Source organism: Agrilactobacillus fermenti, assembly GCF_021030645.1.
GTDB lineage: Bacteria > Bacillota > Bacilli > Lactobacillales > Lactobacillaceae > Agrilactobacillus > Agrilactobacillus fermenti.
The window spans coordinates 37,314-55,784 of the sequence record NZ_JACGCJ010000001.1; the positions used below are offsets into that span (position 1 = coordinate 37,314).

Sequence of the window (18,471 nt, forward strand, 5' to 3'; positions counted from 1 at the left end):
CCATGATGGACAATCAAGCTTTAACGAAGCTGGTACAAACTATTTCCCGGGAAAAGTTTCAGCGGCCTTTCAAGCACCAAGCTATTTTTAATAGTCGGCTCCGGACGACTGGCGGCCGGTATCATTTAGCCGATCATCATATTGATATCAACCCTAAAATTTTGACTTATTATGGCCAGGCCGAGTTGATTGGCGTGATCATTCACGAATTATGCCACTATCATTTACACTTGACCGGTCAGCCTTATCAGCATCAAAGTCAGGCTTTTCGGAGGTTATTGGCACAGACGGGCGGCAGTCGTTACGCGCCGCCATTACCTAAAACCAATCACCAACAAAAGGTTGAAGTTTATCAGTGCCGTCAATGTCAGCGAAAATATTTTCGCCAACGTAAGCTTAATTTAGACCGTTACGCTTGTGGTCGCTGTGGCGGTAAATTAACACATATCGCAACTTATCGGCAATCAAAAAGTAAAGTTTCTTAAGGTGAGAGCGTGACAAAGGGTGGTCAGCGATTGAGCACTAACAAGAAGCACGATAAATGGTGGTTTTGCCATTTGAGTGATTCGATGTTAGGTGAAGTCGTTCCCCTTTGGAACGCGTTTAATATAGAATGATTGGTAAAATATAGTCAGTGAACTCAAATTTCCTAAGGAGGATCCACATGGAAGAAATTAAAATTGGCATGCTCGGACTCGGGACAGTGGGTAGTGGTGTCGTGCGCATTATGAATGATCATCAAGAGAAAATCTCACAGATCACGGGCCGCCGCTTAAAAATTATTAAGACAGCTGTACGCCACCTGGATGCCCATAGTACACAAGCGGTGCCAGGGATGCAGATCACCGACGATGTTAATGCGGTGCTGCATGATCGTGAGATTCAAATTGTCGTCGAAGTTATGGGGACGATTGACCAAGCCAAAGCTTACATCATTGATGCCTTAAAACATGGCAAACATGTGGTGACAGCCAATAAGGATTTGATTGCTCAGTATGGCAGTGAATTAGTACAGATCGCTCAGGAAAATAAAGTGGATCTGTTTTATGAAGCCAGTGTTGCTGGTGGCATTCCGATTCTAAGAACAATCGTCAATAGTTTCGCAGCCGACCAGGTGGAAGATGTCAAAGGCATTGTCAACGGGACGACCAATTATATTTTGACCCAGATGGTGGCCAAAGGCGTGTCTTATGCTGATGCATTGAAGTCAGCTCAGGCGCTTGGTTTCGCCGAAAGCGATCCTACGAACGATGTGAAAGGCATTGATGCTGCCTATAAGATGATCATTTTGACCCAGTTTGCTTATGGCACCAACGTCAAGATGTCTGATGTAACGGTGGAAGGTATTGATGAAATTGATTTAGCTGACATTAATCAAGCAAAATCAATGGGATATACCATGAAATTAGTTGGTGAATCGCAAGAAATTGCGGGTAAATTAGCGGTTTCCGTAGAACCGATGTTGGTACCTAAGGATCACCCACTAGCCACCATTCAAAATGAAAATAATGCTGTATTGGTCAAGGGTGCAGCGGTGGGCACGACAATGTTTTATGGACCTGGTGCTGGTGAGATGCCCACAGCCAATAGTGTGTTGAGCGATATTATCGCGGTGACAAAAAATATTGTACTGGGGACAACCGGCAATACGTTCAATGGATACCGCCAAAAAGCAGCTTTAGCCACGCCAGACATGATTGAATCCGCTTATTATCTGGCGTTAAGAATGCCAGATATTCCTGGTCAACTATTAAGATTAACAGATATTTTGACAAAAGCTGATACTTCAGTCAATCAAGTAATTCAGACCGAAACGGATGGTGAGCACGCTCGTGTTGTTGTGGTGACACATAAAATTAGTTTGGCACAATTACAAACCATCCGTGATCAAATCAATCGTAATTCCGATATCGACTTGATTTCATGTTACAAAGTTTTGGAGGCCCAGGCATGAAAATTATTGTGCCAGCAACGTCAGCCAATTTAGGACCCGGGTTTGATTCTTTAGGTATTGCCTTAAATTCATTTTTGGTTGTGGAAACGCTAGAACCCGCTAATGAATGGCGTGTGGATCACCCATTTGGGCCTAAAGTACCTAGCAATCAGTATAATTTGGTCGTACGAACGGCTTTGGCTATTAAACCAGATCTAGCGCCGCAACACTTAAAAGTCACCTCTAATATTCCGTTAGCCCGGGGATTGGGCAGCAGCAGTTCCGCTATTGTTGCTGGGTTAATGTTGGCCAATGAGCTGGGGGCAATGGGATTAGATCAAACCATGCTATTACAGTTGGCCACGCGCTTAGAAGGGCATCCGGACAATGTTGCTCCGGCAATTTTAGGTGATTTCAGCGTCGCAACTTATGATGAAGACTGGTGTGATGCTGTCAAAATGGACTTTCCTAAATTGGACTTTGTGGCTTATATTCCAGATAAAGAATTGCGGACTAAAGAAAGCCGGGAAGCCTTGCCGTCTAAGTTAGATTATCCTAAAGCTATCCATACAGGTTCGGTGGGCAATGTCTATATTGCCGCGATCGCTAGTAAAAATATCGAATTAATGGGCCGCATGATGATTCGAGATGAATTCCACGAGCCTTATCGCCTAAAACTCGTCCCAGAGCTGGAAGAGATTCGGCAAGTATTACAGCACACAGCACATGTCGGGACCTATTTAAGTGGGGCCGGGCCAACGGTCATGACTGTGACGCAGAAACAAGAAACTGAACAAGTGGTGGCTCGATTACAAACACACTTTTCGACTGGTGAGGTACGGGTCATGCATATTGATCGACTTGGCGCTCGGGTCATAAAATAGACGAATTTTTATTGACAGTACGGCATTTCTTAGCATATAATTGTTTTTGTGCTATTTCAGATAGCGCAGAAACATAAGCGGGCGTGGCGGAATGGCAGACGCGCAAGATTAAGGATCTTGTGGGGAATTATCCCCGTGGAAGTTCGAGTCTTCTCGCCCGCATTAAAATATTGCCTTTTGAAACACATTTAAACCAAAAGTGTTGTCATGAATAAGTAACTGAAAACAAAGCACTAGTTTTGTTCCAGTTACTTATTTTTTTGCTTTTGGCTGCTGCGGATATTTTAGGATAGGATTTAATTGACTAACGTAAAAAGCGATACAGAATCAGGTAAAATTCCTGACTTTGTATCGCTTTTAATATAGCTAAATTCAATTATTCATGGCGACTGGATTGTTCACCGTTGGGGCGGTGATGGCTAATAAGTCAGCGCCAGTTGAGACATCACCTTGGGTCATTGGTGCGACTTCTGCGTAACGGTTGGTATTGGTGACCACGATCATAACGGTGGTGTCATAGCCAGCTTCGGCAATTGCTTGATAGTCGAAGCTGCCTAAAGGATCACCTGCCGCAACGTGGTCCCCTTGGTTAACGCTGCTGGCAAAATGCTTACCTTGTAATTCCACCGTATCAATCCCCAAATGAACCAGAACCTCGGCGCCATCATCTGATTGAATCCCATAAGCGTGATGAGTTGGATAGGCGACGGTGACGGTTCCAGATATGGGTGCCACGACGGCATCAGCCGTTGGTTTGATTGCAATGCCTTTACCCATGATCTCAGTAGAAAAAACTTGGTCGTTAACTGAAGTGATTGGTGTCGTCGTACCAGCGACAGGCGCTTTGATGATTTCATCGTGAAGCACACTGACGGAGGCGTCGGTAGCGGCTGCGTCTGATGTAGTTGTTGTTTCAGCAGCTGGGGCCTTCAAAGCTTTTTTGGCATAGACATAAGTAGTGGCAAAAGAAACGACCAGACTGACGAGTCCACTCAACAAGAATGCTGGAATCGCCCTTGGACTAATGGAGATAAAGCCAATAACCCCAGCTGACCCCATGGAAACAGCTAGAACATGGGATAAGCCTAAGAGCGCACTAGCGATACCTGAAGCAATCGCCGCACAGAAGAATGGAAACCTCAATTTCAGATTGACCCCAAAGATGGCTGGTTCGGTGATGCCTAGTAAAGCAGAGACACTGGAACTGGAAGCCAGTGCCTTTTGTTTCGCATCTTTAGTGGCAAAAAAGATTGCTGCAGCAGCCCCCCCTTGAGCGATATTCGCCATTGAAGCAACAGGGAAGATGAAAGAGCCACCAGTCTTACTGATATTGGCTAGTAAAGAAGTCTCGATCGCCGGGAAAGTTTGATGTAAGCCAGTCACAACAATAGCAGAATAGAAGAGGCCAAAGATTCCCATGCCGAACCAACCCGTCATATTATACAAGTTAACTAACCCGTTGGTTAAAAGATCACTTAAACTCCGTAAGACTGGGCCGATGATCGTAAAGGTTAGAAAGCCAGTGATCACGATGGCCAGCATTGGCGTAAACGTAAAATCAACCGCGCCTTTAAGATGTCTGTGGAAGAATTTCTCAATCGTTGCCAGAATGAAAGCCACCCCTAAAATCGGCAGAACTTGACCTTGATACCCGGCTTGCGCCACGTGCAGGCCAAAAATATTCCAATAGGCCATTTTACCAGCAGCCGTGACGGCAGCGACATTGTAACCGTTGACTAAGGAAGGCAAGACCATGATCATACCCATGGCTGCCCCTAAGTATTGATTGCCGCCGAAGCGTTTGGTAGCCGAGAAACCTAAGAGGATGGGTAAGAAGGTGAATGGTGCGGAAGCCATCGCGTTGATCATTTCGGCTAAACCTTTAAGGCCAGGCCATTGTTGAACAACAGATTTAGCCATAAATAGGTGTTCGGAAGTTAAGACGTTGTTTAGCGCCATCAAGAGTCCGCCAGCAACTAACGCTGGAATGATGGGAATGAAGATATCCGACAGCATCTTAAGAAAACTTGTAAAATAGTTTTTCTTACCGGAAGTCGCCGCAATTTTCTTAATGTCATCTGTAGTAGCTTCTTTTAAGCCGGTAATATCAATGAGCTGGGCGTAAACTTTATCCACGTCGCCAGGACCAATAATGATTTGATATTGGCCGCCAGTTTCAAAAGTGCCCTTTACATCTGGGTCGGCATCCAGTGCTTTTTGGTCGATGGTTTTAGAATCTTTTAGTACCAACCGTAATCTCGTGGCACAGTGGGCAGCGGCTTGAATGTTCGCTTGACCAACATCTTTTAATACTCTTTTTGCGACAGCTTTATGATCCATCTCAGTCACCCCTTGGTAATTTGTTAAGCGCTTTTATTATTCACAATATAAAACGCTTTCCAAAAATTGTCAAGCGTTTGACAATTTTAAATAATCTGTTTCAAGTAAACATCTATATTCTAAGGAATAATCGCAAAGTAAGCGCTTGACAATTGTTGCTAATTCTGCAATATTTAAGTTTATAAAATTAACGATGAGGTGGTCAGAAGTGAAGCAGATTCAGTGGACCGATGCATTACGGTATCGTGCCTATCAAGATTGGCCAGCAACGTATCAAGCATCATTACAACAAACCGTCGCTAAAAGTCCTTGGCGGACGCAAACACATATTCAACCCCAGACAGGCTTATTGAATGATCCCTGCAGCTTGAACTATTTGAATGGGGTGTGGCACTTCTTTTATCAGCAGTATCCGTTTGGCCCTGTACATGGTTTGAAATCGTGGCATCACTTAACTTCAACAGATTTGGTTCACTGGCAGCCAAGTCAGCCGGATATTTTACCAGATACGTCATATGACAGTCATGGTGTTTACACCGGTTCTGGCTACCTTGAAGATCAGCAATTGCACTTTTTATATACGGGAAATGTTCGTGACGCCAATTGGCAGCGGCATGCTTACCAAATGCACGCTTACATTAATGCTGACAAGCAATTGGTTAAAGATGCCACGCCAGTGATTGCCGCCCCACCGGCTGGGTTTACCCAGGAGTTTCGGGATCCTTTTGTCTTCGAATATGAAGCGCAGCGTTATGCTTTGATCGGCGGTCAGCGGCAGGACAAAACCGGGGCCATTTTGTTGTATCGGCAAGCAGCTAAGCATGATTGGCAGTTTGTTGCGCCGTTAAAGCTACCAAAACGCTATTGTGGTTATATGGTGGAGTGTCCCAATATTGCTTTTATCAATGGTAAGGTGGTTTTGGTATTTTGTCCCCAAGGGTTAGATAAATCAATTTTTGCTTATGATAATCTGTATCCTAATATCGCTTTAGTTGCGGATAAATTTGATCCAGAGACCGGGGCGTTAGGGTCAAATTTGAATTTACAACAACTTGATGCTGGGTTTGATTTTTATGCGACGCGGTTAGCCACCGATCCAGCAGGGCAAATATTGGCAATTACGTGGCTCGGATTACCAGAAATTCAATACCCGACTGATGAGTATGGCTGGGCCCATGTGTTGAGCTATCCACGGATTTTAACATTAGATGCCCAAGATCAGGTGTGCTTGAAACCGCATCCCAATTTACGGCAGCTGCGACAGCAGCCTGTGCTGCCGACATCATCGGCAAATGGCACCCAGTTTGCATTTAAGGGAGCGCTTGAATTGGTTGGCACGGTCGACCAGACGCAGTTACTGACCATTACAGTACCGGATGATACTAGAAAAACAGAACCAGCGCTTCAAGTAACACTAGATTTTGAAAAAGGCCAAGGAACGTTGATTCGGCCAGCCAATACGACTGGTGGCGCTAAGCGGATGTTTGACTTGCCAACTTCAAGGCAGCTGACTTTACACCTCTTTATCGATGAATCTGTTTTTGAAATCTTTTTAGCTGATGGCCGGCAGGTGCTTTCTGGACGATTTTTTGGGACAAAAGCACCGGAAACGCTTATGATTAAAGGTATATCCCAGGCAGATGCATTTCAGGCTTGGCAATTACAAAGGAGTAACCAAGCACTATGAAACCGAAATTAGAAGATGTCGCCCGAATTGCTGGTGTTTCACCAACGACGGTTTCTCGAGTAATCAACAATCATGGGGCAATCAGTGCCAAAACTCGTCAAGCGGTACAAATGGCTATGGATCAATTGCATTACCAGCCGAATTCTTTGGCGCGATCTTTGCAGGGCAAAGCCACCAAGTTGATTGGACTGATTTTTTATGATATCAGTCACCCTTTTTTTGCGGAGCTGGTGTCCCGGTTAGAAGGTATTTTATTTGAAAAAGGCTATAAAACAATTTTATGTAATAGTGCCAATAATCCTGATAAAGAACGGGCTTATTTGAAGTTATTAGCTGCCAATCAAGTGGATGGCATTATTGCTGGCGCACATAATGAGGGTATCGAAGAATACCAGGCATATGATTTACCGATTATTTCTTTTGATCGCTACTTGGCTGCTAAAATCCCCATCGTGAGTTCTGACAATGCGATGGGTGGGCGCCTAGCTGCGGAAAAGCTATATTTGGGCGGCGTTCGTCGGCCTATCATTATCAGTGGCGTTGAAACAAAAAAGTCGCCGACAAATGGTCGTACGACTGGATTTCAAGCGTTTTTTAAACAACAAGCAATCGATGTGCAACAATATGTCATTCCTTTTGAAACGACAGCGCAGCTGCGCCGGGAACGCTTGGCTAATTTATTAACAACATCCGTTTGTGATGGGGTTTTTTGTACCGATGACTTAACGGCGATTCAATTGCATCAAGTGGCCCAAGCGCATGGTATAAAAGTACCAGATCAATTAAAGATTGTCGGCTACGATGGGACCAAGTTTGTACGTGATTATTATCCGGCTTTGACGACGGTCGTACAGCCGCTAGAAGAGATCGCCAACACGCTAGTCGCATTACTTCAAGAACGAATTCAAGATATGAAGGCCCCATTGAAAGCTCAATATCAGTTACCGGTAGTCCTGCATCAAGGACGCACGGCTTAATTGTGATTATTAGAAAGACCCATTTAGTCTTAGCGGACTTGAAGTGCAACAAAAAAGTTAGACAGTTAATAGAATCTTAAGCAATGGCTTGATTTCGATATTCAATCGGAGTCAGGCCATTTTTGTTGAGGGATATCCGCCCATGGTTGAACCAGTGCACATAATCATTGGTGATTGTCTTTAGTTCTTCGAGATCTTGGATCGGCTGTCGATTGAGCCGTTCCCGTTTGAGTAGGTTGAAGAAGCTTTCCATAGGCGCATTATCATGGCATTTACCCTTACGGGACATGCTGGGAATAATACCCATAGCTTTAGTGTGGGATTGATATTCCCGTGTCTGATATTGCCAGCCTTGATCTGAATGCATGATTGGCATAGCACCTAGAGGCAATATCTTACTTAGATCATCCAGAGTCAGGTGTAACTGTTCCTTGTTCGCAGATTGACTAACAACAACCGTTAGAACTTCCCGACTGGCTTCATCGATTATGGCTGAAATATAACCCCACGTATGGTCGACTAATTTCACTTGAGTCACATCGGTGTGTAAAACAGTAAATGGTTCCGTGGCATCAAACTGTTGGCGTAGCAGATTGTCATTGATGGTCCCTATTTTCCCCTTGTATGAATGATAGCCACTTACGTGCCGTGAATATAATGTCACGCTGAGATCTAATTGTCCCATCAATCTTCGGACTGTATTGGGTGAACATTTAAATCCAGCTCTTTGAGCCATTATATGGATACGACGATAGCCATAGGTCTCGTAGGAGTCATGAAAAGTTTTCTTGATGAATGCCTTAAGTGTTTGATATTTATCTGGTCTATGTCTTCTCTTCAACCGGTCATAAAATGTTGCCCGCGATAATTTTGCCAGAGCTAGCAATTGTTTGAGTGGATACTTATGCCGTAACGAATCAATTACTTCTGCTTTCTTTCCGGAAGATTGTTCTTCGATACGGCCTCTAATTTTTTTAAGAAATCACGCTCCATCTTGGTGTGATAAAGTTCGTCTCGTAACTTAAGGATCTCTTGTTGGTAAGTTTCCTTTTCACTGAGTGGTAATTTCTTAGTCTGTTTAGCTTTCTTATGCTTCATAGCTGGCCGCCTCCCGCGTGATTTGGGTCGTAGACCGGCTATTCCTTTGGTTTTAAATATTCTTGCCCAGGAACATACTTGGGAAGGATTAATTCCAAAGTGAGCAGCAACCCCTACAACACCCATATCACTTGTTTGGTAATAGTCTACCACGGCTAATTTCTGTTCTAAAGAGTAGGTAACTTTAGTGTGCTTTAGCTGTAAGGATTCCAAGCCGTTTTCTCTGGCTTGAGCCACCCAACTTCTGACAGATTTTACAGAGCCGATCTCATATTTTGTGACAAGTTCGGAATAAGACGATCGTCCAGAGAGGTATTCTTGGACAACTTGAAATTTAAGTTCACTTGAAAATTTAGTCATAAAAAGTGCCCCACAATCATTAGAGTATTTGTCTAACAATTATGGGGCACTTCAACTTGAATGGGTCTTTTATTTTAAACGCCTTCACCTAACCTCGAATGTCTTAAATTGCAAAGGCCCCATTTATCGTCATTTGTGTTCGTGTTCAGTCGTTGAGCGCCCTTTGTCGCGCTCTAAACGCGCTCGCAGCACTAATCGTTTTGTCTAACTACAAATTATTTGTAGGTGCAGGCACCTCCGGCATAATTTTAGGTTAGAACGCAACGATTACCCAGTACTGCTCACGCTCTTTTTTAAACGCGCTCGAAAGGGCAACGCCTTCACCTAACCTCGAATGTCTCAAATGGTAAATGCACCATTTATCGTCATTCTTGTTAGTGTTCAGCCGCTGAGCGCCCTTTGTCACGCTCTGCTCTAAAGCTTTTTTCTAGCAAATTTTTGGTAATAAACGTATGATTTGAATAAAACGTACTGGAGGGGAGTCTAATGTTACGGTTATTATTAAGGGCTGTGCGTGAGTACCGTAAAGAGTCGATCCTCACACCGCTTTTGGTGACAACGGAGGTGGCGATTGAGACCTTTATCCCATTTTTAATGGCCTCAATCATTGATAAGGGCATCACACCGGGCAATGTCAATTACATTTGGCGGATGGGTCTGCTCTTAATTGTGATGGCGTTAGCTTCACTTTCAGCTGGCGCAAGTTCAAGCTGGTTTTCTAGTCATGCCGCTGCTGGTTTTGCCAAGAATCTGCGGCATGATATTTTTAGCAATATTCAGAAGTTTTCTTTTCAAAATATTGATCATTTTTCAAGCTCAAGTTTGGTAACACGAATGACAACGGATATCACCAATGTTCAAAATGCTTATCAGATGACGATTCGCATTGCTGTCCGGGCACCGCTATTGTTGATCTTCTCGATTATGATGGCTTTTTCGATCAATGCTCAAATGGCGATGATCTATGTGGTCGTTGTGCCGATACTAGCCATTTCTTTATATGTGATCGTTCATTTTGCTTATCCGCTATTCAAACTGGTATTTAAGCGCTACGATCGGTTGAACCAGGTTGTGAGTGAGAACTTACGGGGCATTCGTGTGGTTAAGACTTTTGTCCGCGAAGCCGAGGAAAAACAGAAATTTGAGGCGGCATCTAAGGATATTTATACCGTTTTTTCCAAGGCTCAGCGAATTTTATCATTAAATGCACCGCTAATGACCTTTATGATCAATACCACCATCTTGGTGATTTCTTGGTTGGGCGCTCAAATGATTGTTGGCGGTCAGATGCAAACGGGTCAATTGGTTAGTATGTTTGCCTATACGAACTCGGTTTTGTTTAGTTTGATGATGTTGAGCAATATCATCACGCAGCTCTCTCAGTCCCAAGCTTCCGGACAGCGGATTGCTGAGGTCTTATCGGAAGTGCCCTCGATCGTGGACCCTAAAGATCCGGTTTTGACGGTGACGGATGGTCGTGTCGCTTTTGATAACGTTAGTTTTACTTATTCTGCGGTTCATAAGAGACCTGTTTTACAAAATATTAATTTACAAATTCCCTCAGGCGCCTTAATCGGGGTCATTGGTGAGACTGGCTCTGGTAAAAGTACACTAGTACAGTTATTGCCACGTTTATATGATGCAACGTCTGGTGAAGTGCGTGTTGGTGGTGTTCCAGTTCAACAATATGCTTTGGCAGCCTTGCGTGATAATGTTGCTATGGTTTTGCAAAATAACGTTCTTTTTTCAGGGACGATTAAAGAAAATTTACGTTGGGGCAATGAACAAGCCACGGATGATGAAATCATTGCCTCGGCGAAAATCGCACAAGCTGATGAATTCATTCAAACTTTACCGGCCGGCTATGACACACATATTGAGCAAGATGGGAGTAATGTTTCAGGCGGTCAAAAGCAACGGTTGACGATTGCACGCGCCTTGTTGAAGAACCCTAAAATTTTGATCATGGATGATTCGACGAGTGCAGTAGATACGGCAACCGAGCGTGAGATTCGGGAGGCATTTCGCCATGAAATGCCTCAAATGACTAAGATCTTGATATCGCAAAGAATTACTTCCATTTCGGAGGCGGACCAAATTATCGTGATGGCGCATGGTAAAATCGATGCCATTGGGACACATCAAGAACTGATGCAGACGAATGTGATCTATCAAGCGTTGAATCAATCACAGCTTCATCATGAGGCACAGGCGTTTGACGCCCCAAGCGATGCCAGTCCAATAGCCACAGACGGAGGTGACGTGCATGAATAATCGACCACGTTCATTTGGCAAAAAGAGCAAGGGCCCTAAGGATACTTGGGCGACGTTGAAGCGACTATTGAAGCTGATTTTTACGGGTCATCCGATACCGCTGATCGTTGCTTTTATTAGTATAATCGTTGCAGCAATCAGCGGCGTAGCTGGCTCATTATTCCTGCAGCGTTTGGTAGATGATTATATTTTGCCATTACTAAAATTACGCAGTCATAATTTTTCGGCACTTTTTGGCGCCATTTTAGTAATGGGCGGCATCTATTATTTAGGTGTGATCGCGACTTTGATTTTTACACAAATCATGCCGGTATTAGGTCAGCGCATTCAGCGTCAAATTCGGGATGATTTATTTAGTCATATGCAGACACTACCGGTTAATTATTTTGATCGGAATAGTTTTGGCGATATCATGAGCCGTTATACCAACGATGTTGATACCCTAATGCAATTGATCAGTCAAAGTTTACCGCAGTTTATCTCGTCGCTGTTTAATATTGTTTTTGTCGTCGTAGGGATGCTGTCCCTGAGCCCGTTGTTAACGTTGGTTTCACTGGTGATTTTTGGCTTGAGTATCGGGGTTGTGCGCTTCTTAAGTAATCGTTCTAGCAAATACTTTCAGGCCCAGCAAAAGTCTTTAGGGGCTTTGAATGGCTTTATTGAGGAAAGTTTAAATGGGTTAAAGGTTATTAAAGTTTTTAGTCATGAGCCACAAACTCAGCAGCGTTTTGATGCGTATAATGAGGGTTTAAGGGAAGATGCTGCCCGGGCAAATGGCTTCGCTACGATGTTATTTCCAATTATGGGGAACATCGGCAATTTGCTTTATGTACTCGTTGCTCTAGTGGGGGGTATTTTGGCGGTGAATCAAATATCTGGCTTAACTTTAGGTGCGATTGCGGCATTTTTACAATTAAGTCGGAATTTCAGCCAGCCAATTTCACAAATTTCCCAGCAATTAAATGCAATCATTATTGCTTTGGCCGGTGCAGAACGTATTTTTCAACTACAAGATGAACCTGAAGAAACGGATCAAGGCCAAGTGGTGCTAGTGCGGGCAATTAAGGGTGCCGATGGGATTTTGGCAGCAGCTCCTGAAGGTCAAATTTGGGCTTGGAAGTATCCAGATCCTAAACAGCCGTTAATAGAATTGCGTGGACGTGTGGTATTTGACCATGTGAATTTCAGCTATGATGGGCAAAAACAAGTGCTTCATGATATCAATCTAGTGGTGGCACCAGGCCAGAAAGTCGCATTAGTTGGCTCTACTGGAGCGGGGAAGACAACTATTACAAATATGCTGACCCGTTTTTATGAGATCGACAGCGGTACAATCACTTATGATGGCATCAACATTCAAGATATTCGCAAGGCATCTTTACGACAGTCACTAGGGATGGTTTTGCAAGAAACTAATTTATTTACCGATACAGTTGCGAATAATATTCGTTTTGGTAACTTAACGGCTACCGATGCTCAAGTGCACGCGGCTGCAGATCTAGCTAACGCCACGACATTCATTGATCATTTGCCTCAAGGATTTGAGACGCAAATCACCAATGGGGGCAGCAGCTTATCGCAAGGGGAGCGGCAGCTGCTTTCCATAGCACGTGCTGCAGTCGCCGACCCGCCTGTGATGATTTTAGATGAGGCTACTTCTAGCATTGACACGAAGACAGAACGTCTCGTACAGGCTGGAATGGATAATTTGATGCGAGATCGGACCACTTTTGCGATTGCCCATCGACTTTCTACAATTTTTAATGCCGATTTGATTCTTGTGATCGAGCAGGGGCAAATCATTGAACGTGGCAATCATGAAAGTCTCATGGCCAAGAAAGGTGCATACTATGAGCTCTATACCGGTAAAAAGGCACTTGAGTAAGTGACAAGACATTTGGTATAATATCGAAATGCAAAAGAACTTGTTAGGTATATTGTCAATATATTGAGGTGAAATTATGGGACGAACGCGTAGTGTGGCTTTTGAAGTCAGTATTCTAGCGTTATTATCCGCATTATTAGTTGTTCAGGTTTACATTCCGCTGGTCATTCCTGGTGGGGTGGCTATTACAACGATGCACATTACAGTCGCATTGGGTGCGATTATTTTAGGAACACGTGATGGGGCCATTTTAGGGCTTGTTTGGGGATCGCTGTCATTATTTCGGGCGTATACTTCACCAGATGGACCATTATCGATTCTGATGTTTACGAACCCAGTAATTGCTATCGTCCCTCGAGTTATGGTTGGCGTTGTGGCTGGCTTATTGTTTAGTTATTTTTACAAACACACCAAAATCAAACACTCACTTAGTCTAGGCATGACCGGCTTGTTTAGTGCTTTAACCAATACGACCTTAGTGGTATTATTTACAACGCTATTTTTCCAAAATCGTTCTGGCGCTATTTTTAGTGCGGTACATGCGGGTGGTCAAAATACAAATTTGTTAATGTTTTTGATTACATTAGTCGGTATCAATGCTCTAATTGAGGTTATTGTAGGGCTGTTACTTGTCCCGGCTATTGGGACACCGTTGTTACGCTTTCGACGTGAGAAATAAGAGATAGTAGGCATTCAGTATAAACTTTTACTTTAAAGATGAAATGACCCACACTGGTAGCGATGCGGCTAACAATGTGGGTCATTTTTGGTTATGAATGGTTTAATTATTGAGTGATTTTTGTAGATTTGTTGTTTGTTTCAAAGCAGTATTGAAATTAACATTCATGATTTCAATCTGCTGATAAATTGCGGCATAATATTGATTCACACGATTTTCCTGTGCATTCAAGTTATCTTTATCGGTATCACTGTCGCTAAGCATATCATAATAATCACTTTCTGCTGAACTCATTTCAGTCATGAAGGTGACAAATGTTTTTTGATCTAAGGCGGAAATATGCAGACTTTGTGAAAGACTAGAAATTAGTTGCTTGGGTAAGTCAGGATAATCTTGATTGCCGATTTTGATCAACGTTGTTTGGTTGGTTTTCAAATCAGTTTGAATCGCCTTAAATTTAGCAAAGGCATCCTGTCGCTCCGTATAAGCCTGGTAAGTTTTGGCAGCTTTAGTTTCCAGCAAATTTTGATCAGGAAATTTCTTCTGCTCTTTTGGTGCCAATTCTTGACTTTTTTCTAGGCTATCTTTAATTATCTGTAAATTATTTTTTTGCGTTCGGATATTTTTAAGGGTTGCCGCTGTATTTTCAGATAGCTGCTCTTTTGCACCTTGCTGGGGTGCACAGCTAGTTAAAATTAAACTTAGTAGAACAAAAAATAGACTAACGATGATAGGTTTTGGTGAGATATGTGCTTTCATTTTATTTCTCCGTTTATAATTGATACTATTAATATAACTTAATCGTTGGCATCATGCCAAAATATTGTCGAAAAAGATAGCTTGATTTAGGGGGAGACGATTTGCGAATCGGTTTACGGACGATAAAAACGGCAGTTGGCGCTGCTATTGCTATTTTACTAGCCTATTATTTACATTTGCAATACTGGCCAACAGCTGGCATCATCACGGTACTGAGTGTTCAAAATACAACGAAGGCCTCTTTTCGCTTAGTGTTTTTCCGGATTATTTCCACAGCCATTGCGTTTTTGATTGCAGTGGTCAGTTTTCGCTTATTAGGCTACAACGCGATCGCATTTGGAATTTTCTTGTTATTATTCATTCCCGTAGCGGATCTGTTTAGTCTACAAGATGGCATCGTGTTGAGTGCCGTCTTAGTTACTGTTTTTTTGATAGAGCGTAGTACTTCACTGTACTGGCTGATGAATCAAACACTATTGATGGTCGTTGGTGCTGGGGTAGCAATCATTGCTAATTTATTCATGCCAAATTTGGAAGATCGTATTTCAACGTATCAAGATTCAGTGGAACAAAGTATGCAGCAGATTTTGCAGTTAATGAGTCAACAATTACAGACACCTGCTGCTGGTGATGAACGAGAGGCGTTGATTCAGGAATCATGGGAAAATATGAGTGATCTGAAGATTGCCTTAAATGATGGGATGGCCTGGACAGCGCGTCATAATGAAAATCAGCTGTTATCGGAAAATGATTATTATAAAGCTTATTTTGAGATGCGCAATAATCAATATGAATTGTTGCGACAGATGCAAACCAGTATCGAGCGCATCGATAATCCCTTAATCCAAGGCCGAGAAATCGCAATCTTGCTGCAAGCAACTGCTGAAAATATTTCTGCCAGCAATGCTGCGGAAGATCTTGTTTCGGACGTCGAAGCTTTGCAGGAAAAATTTGAATCCAGTGACTTACCCAAAAATCGTGCGGAGTTTGAAGTTCGAGCACAATTATATTATTTGTTATCGAACTTCCACCAATTTTTACGGTTAAAGAATACATTCTACACGATTGTTGCCAGTCAAAATTAATAGATTGGTCTAACAAATTAATTTATTTATGCGAGCGTTCCCACTTGTCAATGAATGGGGGTTATGTTAGTATAAAAATGTACTTTTTGAATGGCTATGGTTCGAATGTTTCAAAGACTTTCTTCCATATGTACCAAACAAGAATGCACAACAATATTTTCAAGGAGGAAATGCTCTTATGGAACATGGAACTGTTAAATGGTTCAACGCTGAAAAAGGTTATGGCTTTATTACTCGTGAAGATGGTAGTGATGTATTCGTACATTTCTCTGCTATCCAAGGTGATGGCTACAAAACTCTTGAAGAAGGTCAAAGTGTAACTTTCGATATCGAAGAAAGCGACCGCGGCCCTCAAGCTGTTAACGTTGTTAAAGAATAGTTTATAATTTATAAGACCGCGCAAACGTTTCGTTTGTTGCGGTCTTTTTTAATACACAAAAGTTTGTAGCTGAGGATGTTGCCTTTTGGCACACGTTTAAAATTTAATTGTCCTGGTCGCCGTTTGCCGCACTATGGCTAATACTTTCCAATTTCAGAGTCAGTTCGGTACAATAGAGTTAGGTAAGAATTATCGGAGGTGTGAATTTTGGCAAATGATGTTGATTTTTCTGCAATTGTACAAGATGTCGTTTTACAAAAATATGGAGATACGTCAGTTTTTAGTACGCAGGTGTTGTTAGAGGCGCCTAATTTCTTTGATCAGTGGCTGGCTGGCAAAGTAGAACTATCAAAAATTCAAGGCCACCATTTACGCCAATTATTTACGGATTATGAATGGATGTTATGCCAAAAGGCTATTTTTCAGTCACAAACGATTCCGGAATTAAATGGGCGGAGCGCTTATGTCTATGCGAATGCTAAAAAGCAAATTGCGAAACAGTGGCTAGCGGCAGAAAATTGTGAGAGTGCTTTTACTAAAGAACAAGTGCAAGGTCGGGCAGTCGTACATTTACGTATCAGTCTAAATTACGATTTATGGGGCTTTGAAGATGTGTTAGACTTTATCGTACCTGAAACCGTCCGTTCAGAGATCGAGACCAAGCAACTGGATCTGCTGACCTGGGTAAATAACTTAAAAATTGAGGCATGAGTCCAAAGTGGGTAAATTTTGGTAAAAAGAAGAAGAACTTATCGACGTAAAAAATCAAAAGAGAATAGTGGCTTACTTGCGGCGTTGATCACTTTATTGATTTTAGCGATTGCTATTTATGGCGTGGTCAAGGGCATCAGTTATCATGAGCAAATGTTGGCACAGAGGGCAATTGAATCCTCCCAGGCAGCGAAGAATAAGGTGGCTCAAGAAAAGCAAGCTTTTATCGATCAAATCGCACCTTATGCTAAGCAGCTGCAGACCCAATATCATATACTGCCAAGCATCACGGTGGCGCAGGCGATTCTTGAAAGTGATTGGGGTAACAGTCAACTTGCCAGTCAGTACAAGAACCTTTTTGGCGTTAAAAGCGATGATCCCAATAATAGTCAACTTCTAGATACCCAAGAATACGTGGATGGTAGTTGGCACACTGTAAAGGGCCATTTTCGGGTTTATGATAGTTATGATGCTTCCTTATTAGACCATGCAAAACTATTGGCCGAGGGTACCTCTTGGAATGCGCAGCAGTACACGCATGTGCTCAATGCGACGAATTATGTTGACGCGGCCAAAGCATTACAACAAGATGGTTACGCCACTGATCCCGACTATGCCACTAAAATCATTCAAATCATTGAAAAATATCATTTAACGAAATACGATCAATAATCGAGAGGAGAGGGTACCCATGCCCCAGCAATACGTTCCCGAAATTATGACCGAGTTGCGCGAAGGCATTGTTAAAATGCCAACTGTGATCAAACGAGCTAGTGGAATCAAGATTTTTGAAAAAGAGATTCATTCTGTTATTTTTACAACCGATATTGCGATCATTAAAAATACCAATGCTGATGCGGTGATTGCTGTCTATCCGTTTACGCCGCACCCGACCATCATGCAGGCCATTACGATGGCTGCCGACATTCCAGTACTTTCAGGCATTGGCGGCGGTACAACGCAAGGTTCTCGTGCAGAAATGATGGCGATGTTTGCTGAAGCTCAGGGGTCATTAGGCGTGGTCGTCAACGCCCCTACACCAATAGCAACGATCCGCGCCATTGATGAAGTGGTAGATATTCCGATTATTGCGACAGTAGTTCATGAAGATACGAACATTCAAGCGTTGATTGACGCTGGTGTATCGATTTTAAATGTTTCTGGTGCCAAAAAAACAGCGGCAATTGTTGCAAAAATTAGAAAAAAATTTCAAAAAATTCCGATCATTGCTACTGGCGGTAAAGATGATAATCAGATTTTAGAAACAATTGAATCCGGTGCCAATGCAATTACCTATACGCCGCCAACAAACGGCACGTTATTTGCGGAAAAGATGGCAAAGTACCGCGATGCTGAACAGAAAAAACACGAAGGTTAGAGTTTAATGAAATTGCATCTCTTTTATTGAGGGTGCAATTTT

The 18,471-nt window shown here is 42.8% G+C and carries 17 protein-coding genes and 1 tRNA gene; 14 read left to right on the forward strand and 4 right to left on the reverse strand.

Going from position 1 to position 18,471, the window contains the following annotated elements; genetic code table 11:
- Positions 1 to 5: 5 nt before the first annotated feature.
- From FHQ08_RS00160 to FHQ08_RS00175, 4 genes are all read left to right on the forward strand, one after another.
- Positions 6 to 485: a SprT family protein gene (locus tag FHQ08_RS00160; RefSeq protein ID WP_230912436.1), complete on the forward strand. Its 480-nt coding sequence runs from the start codon at positions 6 to 8 to the stop codon at positions 483 to 485.
- Between the two features lie 179 nt (positions 486 to 664).
- Entirely contained in the window at positions 665 to 1,954 is a 1,290-nt protein-coding gene (locus tag FHQ08_RS00165) for a homoserine dehydrogenase (protein ID WP_230912356.1), read from the forward strand.
- On the forward strand, positions 1,951 to 2,817 hold the full coding sequence (thrB, locus tag FHQ08_RS00170) for a homoserine kinase (RefSeq protein ID WP_230912357.1): 867 nt from the start codon (positions 1,951 to 1,953) through the stop codon (positions 2,815 to 2,817). Before FHQ08_RS00165 ends, thrB begins: the two co-directional genes overlap by 4 nt.
- Positions 2,818 to 2,894: 77 nt before the next feature.
- Positions 2,895 to 2,979 (forward strand) — tRNA-Leu (locus FHQ08_RS00175).
- A gap of 210 nt (positions 2,980 to 3,189) precedes the next feature.
- Here the strand turns inward: FHQ08_RS00175 and FHQ08_RS00180 are convergent.
- Positions 3,190 to 5,157: a sucrose-specific PTS transporter subunit IIBC gene (locus tag FHQ08_RS00180; RefSeq protein ID WP_230912358.1), complete on the reverse strand. Its 1,968-nt coding sequence runs from the start codon at positions 5,155 to 5,157 to the stop codon at positions 3,190 to 3,192.
- Between the two features lie 208 nt (positions 5,158 to 5,365).
- On the opposite strand from FHQ08_RS00180, the gene FHQ08_RS00185 reads away from it, so the two are divergent.
- The gene (locus FHQ08_RS00185) at positions 5,366 to 6,844 is read left to right on the forward strand and encodes a sucrose-6-phosphate hydrolase (protein ID WP_230912359.1); all 1,479 of its coding nucleotides are present in this window, start codon (positions 5,366 to 5,368) and stop codon (positions 6,842 to 6,844) included.
- A complete protein-coding gene (locus FHQ08_RS00190; protein WP_230912360.1) occupies positions 6,841 to 7,821 on the forward strand; it encodes a LacI family DNA-binding transcriptional regulator in 981 nt (326 codons plus the stop codon). Before FHQ08_RS00185 ends, FHQ08_RS00190 begins: the two co-directional genes overlap by 4 nt.
- A 76-nt stretch (positions 7,822 to 7,897) precedes the next feature.
- On the opposite strand, the gene FHQ08_RS00195 is transcribed toward FHQ08_RS00190, so the two are convergent.
- Positions 7,898 to 8,791 (reverse strand): IS3 family transposase, encoded by an 894-nt coding sequence (locus tag FHQ08_RS00195; RefSeq protein WP_330166059.1) that lies wholly within the window; start codon positions 8,789 to 8,791, stop codon positions 7,898 to 7,900.
- Positions 8,743 to 9,279, reverse strand: a complete 537-nt coding sequence (locus FHQ08_RS00200; RefSeq protein WP_230912361.1) for a helix-turn-helix domain-containing protein — start codon at positions 9,277 to 9,279, stop codon at positions 8,743 to 8,745. The genes FHQ08_RS00195 and FHQ08_RS00200 overlap by 49 nt, the downstream gene beginning before the upstream one ends.
- Before the next feature lie 486 nt (positions 9,280 to 9,765).
- Here FHQ08_RS00200 and FHQ08_RS00205 point away from each other — a divergent pair, with 486 nt between their 5' ends.
- From FHQ08_RS00205 to FHQ08_RS00215, 3 genes are all read left to right on the forward strand, one after another.
- Positions 9,766 to 11,553: an ABC transporter ATP-binding protein gene (locus tag FHQ08_RS00205; RefSeq protein WP_230912362.1), complete on the forward strand. Its 1,788-nt coding sequence runs from the start codon at positions 9,766 to 9,768 to the stop codon at positions 11,551 to 11,553.
- Positions 11,546 to 13,438 carry an ABC transporter ATP-binding protein gene (locus tag FHQ08_RS00210; RefSeq protein ID WP_230912363.1) on the forward strand — a complete coding sequence of 631 codons (1,893 nt, stop codon included), beginning with the start codon at positions 11,546 to 11,548 and terminating at the stop codon, positions 13,436 to 13,438. The genes FHQ08_RS00205 and FHQ08_RS00210 overlap by 8 nt, the downstream gene beginning before the upstream one ends.
- Positions 13,439 to 13,514: 76 nt before the next feature.
- Entirely contained in the window at positions 13,515 to 14,117 is a 603-nt protein-coding gene (locus FHQ08_RS00215; RefSeq protein ID WP_230912364.1) for an ECF transporter S component, read from the forward strand.
- A gap of 102 nt (positions 14,118 to 14,219) precedes the next feature.
- On the opposite strand, the gene FHQ08_RS00220 is transcribed toward FHQ08_RS00215, so the two are convergent.
- Positions 14,220 to 14,876: a hypothetical protein gene (locus FHQ08_RS00220; protein ID WP_230912365.1), complete on the reverse strand. Its 657-nt coding sequence runs from the start codon at positions 14,874 to 14,876 to the stop codon at positions 14,220 to 14,222.
- Between the two features lie 101 nt (positions 14,877 to 14,977).
- On the opposite strand from FHQ08_RS00220, the gene FHQ08_RS00225 reads away from it, so the two are divergent.
- From FHQ08_RS00225 to FHQ08_RS00245, 5 genes are all read left to right on the forward strand, one after another.
- The gene (locus tag FHQ08_RS00225) at positions 14,978 to 15,961 is read left to right on the forward strand and encodes an aromatic acid exporter family protein (protein ID WP_230912366.1); all 984 of its coding nucleotides are present in this window, start codon (positions 14,978 to 14,980) and stop codon (positions 15,959 to 15,961) included.
- A 178-nt stretch (positions 15,962 to 16,139) separates the two neighbouring features.
- Positions 16,140 to 16,340, forward strand: coding sequence for a cold-shock protein (locus FHQ08_RS00230; RefSeq protein WP_230912367.1), 201 nt, complete (start codon positions 16,140 to 16,142; stop codon positions 16,338 to 16,340).
- Between the two features lie 207 nt (positions 16,341 to 16,547).
- Positions 16,548 to 17,051, forward strand: a complete 504-nt coding sequence (locus FHQ08_RS00235; protein WP_230912368.1) for a hypothetical protein — start codon at positions 16,548 to 16,550, stop codon at positions 17,049 to 17,051.
- Between the two features lie 18 nt (positions 17,052 to 17,069).
- Positions 17,070 to 17,723, forward strand: coding sequence for a glycoside hydrolase family 73 protein (locus FHQ08_RS00240; protein ID WP_230912369.1), 654 nt, complete (start codon positions 17,070 to 17,072; stop codon positions 17,721 to 17,723).
- A 19-nt stretch (positions 17,724 to 17,742) separates the two neighbouring features.
- Positions 17,743 to 18,429, forward strand: coding sequence for a hydrolase (locus FHQ08_RS00245; protein ID WP_230912370.1), 687 nt, complete (start codon positions 17,743 to 17,745; stop codon positions 18,427 to 18,429).
- Positions 18,430 to 18,471: the final 42 nt, after the last annotated feature.

What these genes read in the sequence shown, in the direction of transcription:
- FHQ08_RS00210 (WP_230912363.1), top strand. Translation starts at nt 11,546, where the DNA reads ATGAATAATCGACCACGTTCATTTGGCAAAAAGAGCAAGGGCCCTAAG.
- FHQ08_RS00230 (WP_230912367.1), top strand. Translation starts at nt 16,140, where the DNA reads ATGGAACATGGAACTGTTAAATGGTTCAACGCTGAAAAAGGTTATGGC.
- FHQ08_RS00220 (WP_230912365.1), bottom strand. Translation starts at nt 14,876, where the DNA reads ATGAAAGCACATATCTCACCAAAACCTATCATCGTTAGTCTATTTTTT.
- FHQ08_RS00245 (WP_230912370.1), top strand. Translation starts at nt 17,743, where the DNA reads ATGCCCCAGCAATACGTTCCCGAAATTATGACCGAGTTGCGCGAAGGC.
- FHQ08_RS00160 (WP_230912436.1), top strand. Translation starts at nt 6, where the DNA reads ATGGACAATCAAGCTTTAACGAAGCTGGTACAAACTATTTCCCGGGAA.
- FHQ08_RS00200 (WP_230912361.1), bottom strand. Translation starts at nt 9,279, where the DNA reads ATGACTAAATTTTCAAGTGAACTTAAATTTCAAGTTGTCCAAGAATAC.
- FHQ08_RS00180 (WP_230912358.1), bottom strand. Translation starts at nt 5,157, where the DNA reads ATGGATCATAAAGCTGTCGCAAAAAGAGTATTAAAAGATGTTGGTCAA.
- FHQ08_RS00165 (WP_230912356.1), top strand. Translation starts at nt 665, where the DNA reads ATGGAAGAAATTAAAATTGGCATGCTCGGACTCGGGACAGTGGGTAGT.
- FHQ08_RS00205 (WP_230912362.1), top strand. Translation starts at nt 9,766, where the DNA reads ATGTTACGGTTATTATTAAGGGCTGTGCGTGAGTACCGTAAAGAGTCG.
- FHQ08_RS00190 (WP_230912360.1), top strand. Translation starts at nt 6,841, where the DNA reads ATGAAACCGAAATTAGAAGATGTCGCCCGAATTGCTGGTGTTTCACCA.
- FHQ08_RS00215 (WP_230912364.1), top strand. Translation starts at nt 13,515, where the DNA reads ATGGGACGAACGCGTAGTGTGGCTTTTGAAGTCAGTATTCTAGCGTTA.
- thrB (WP_230912357.1), top strand. Translation starts at nt 1,951, where the DNA reads ATGAAAATTATTGTGCCAGCAACGTCAGCCAATTTAGGACCCGGGTTT.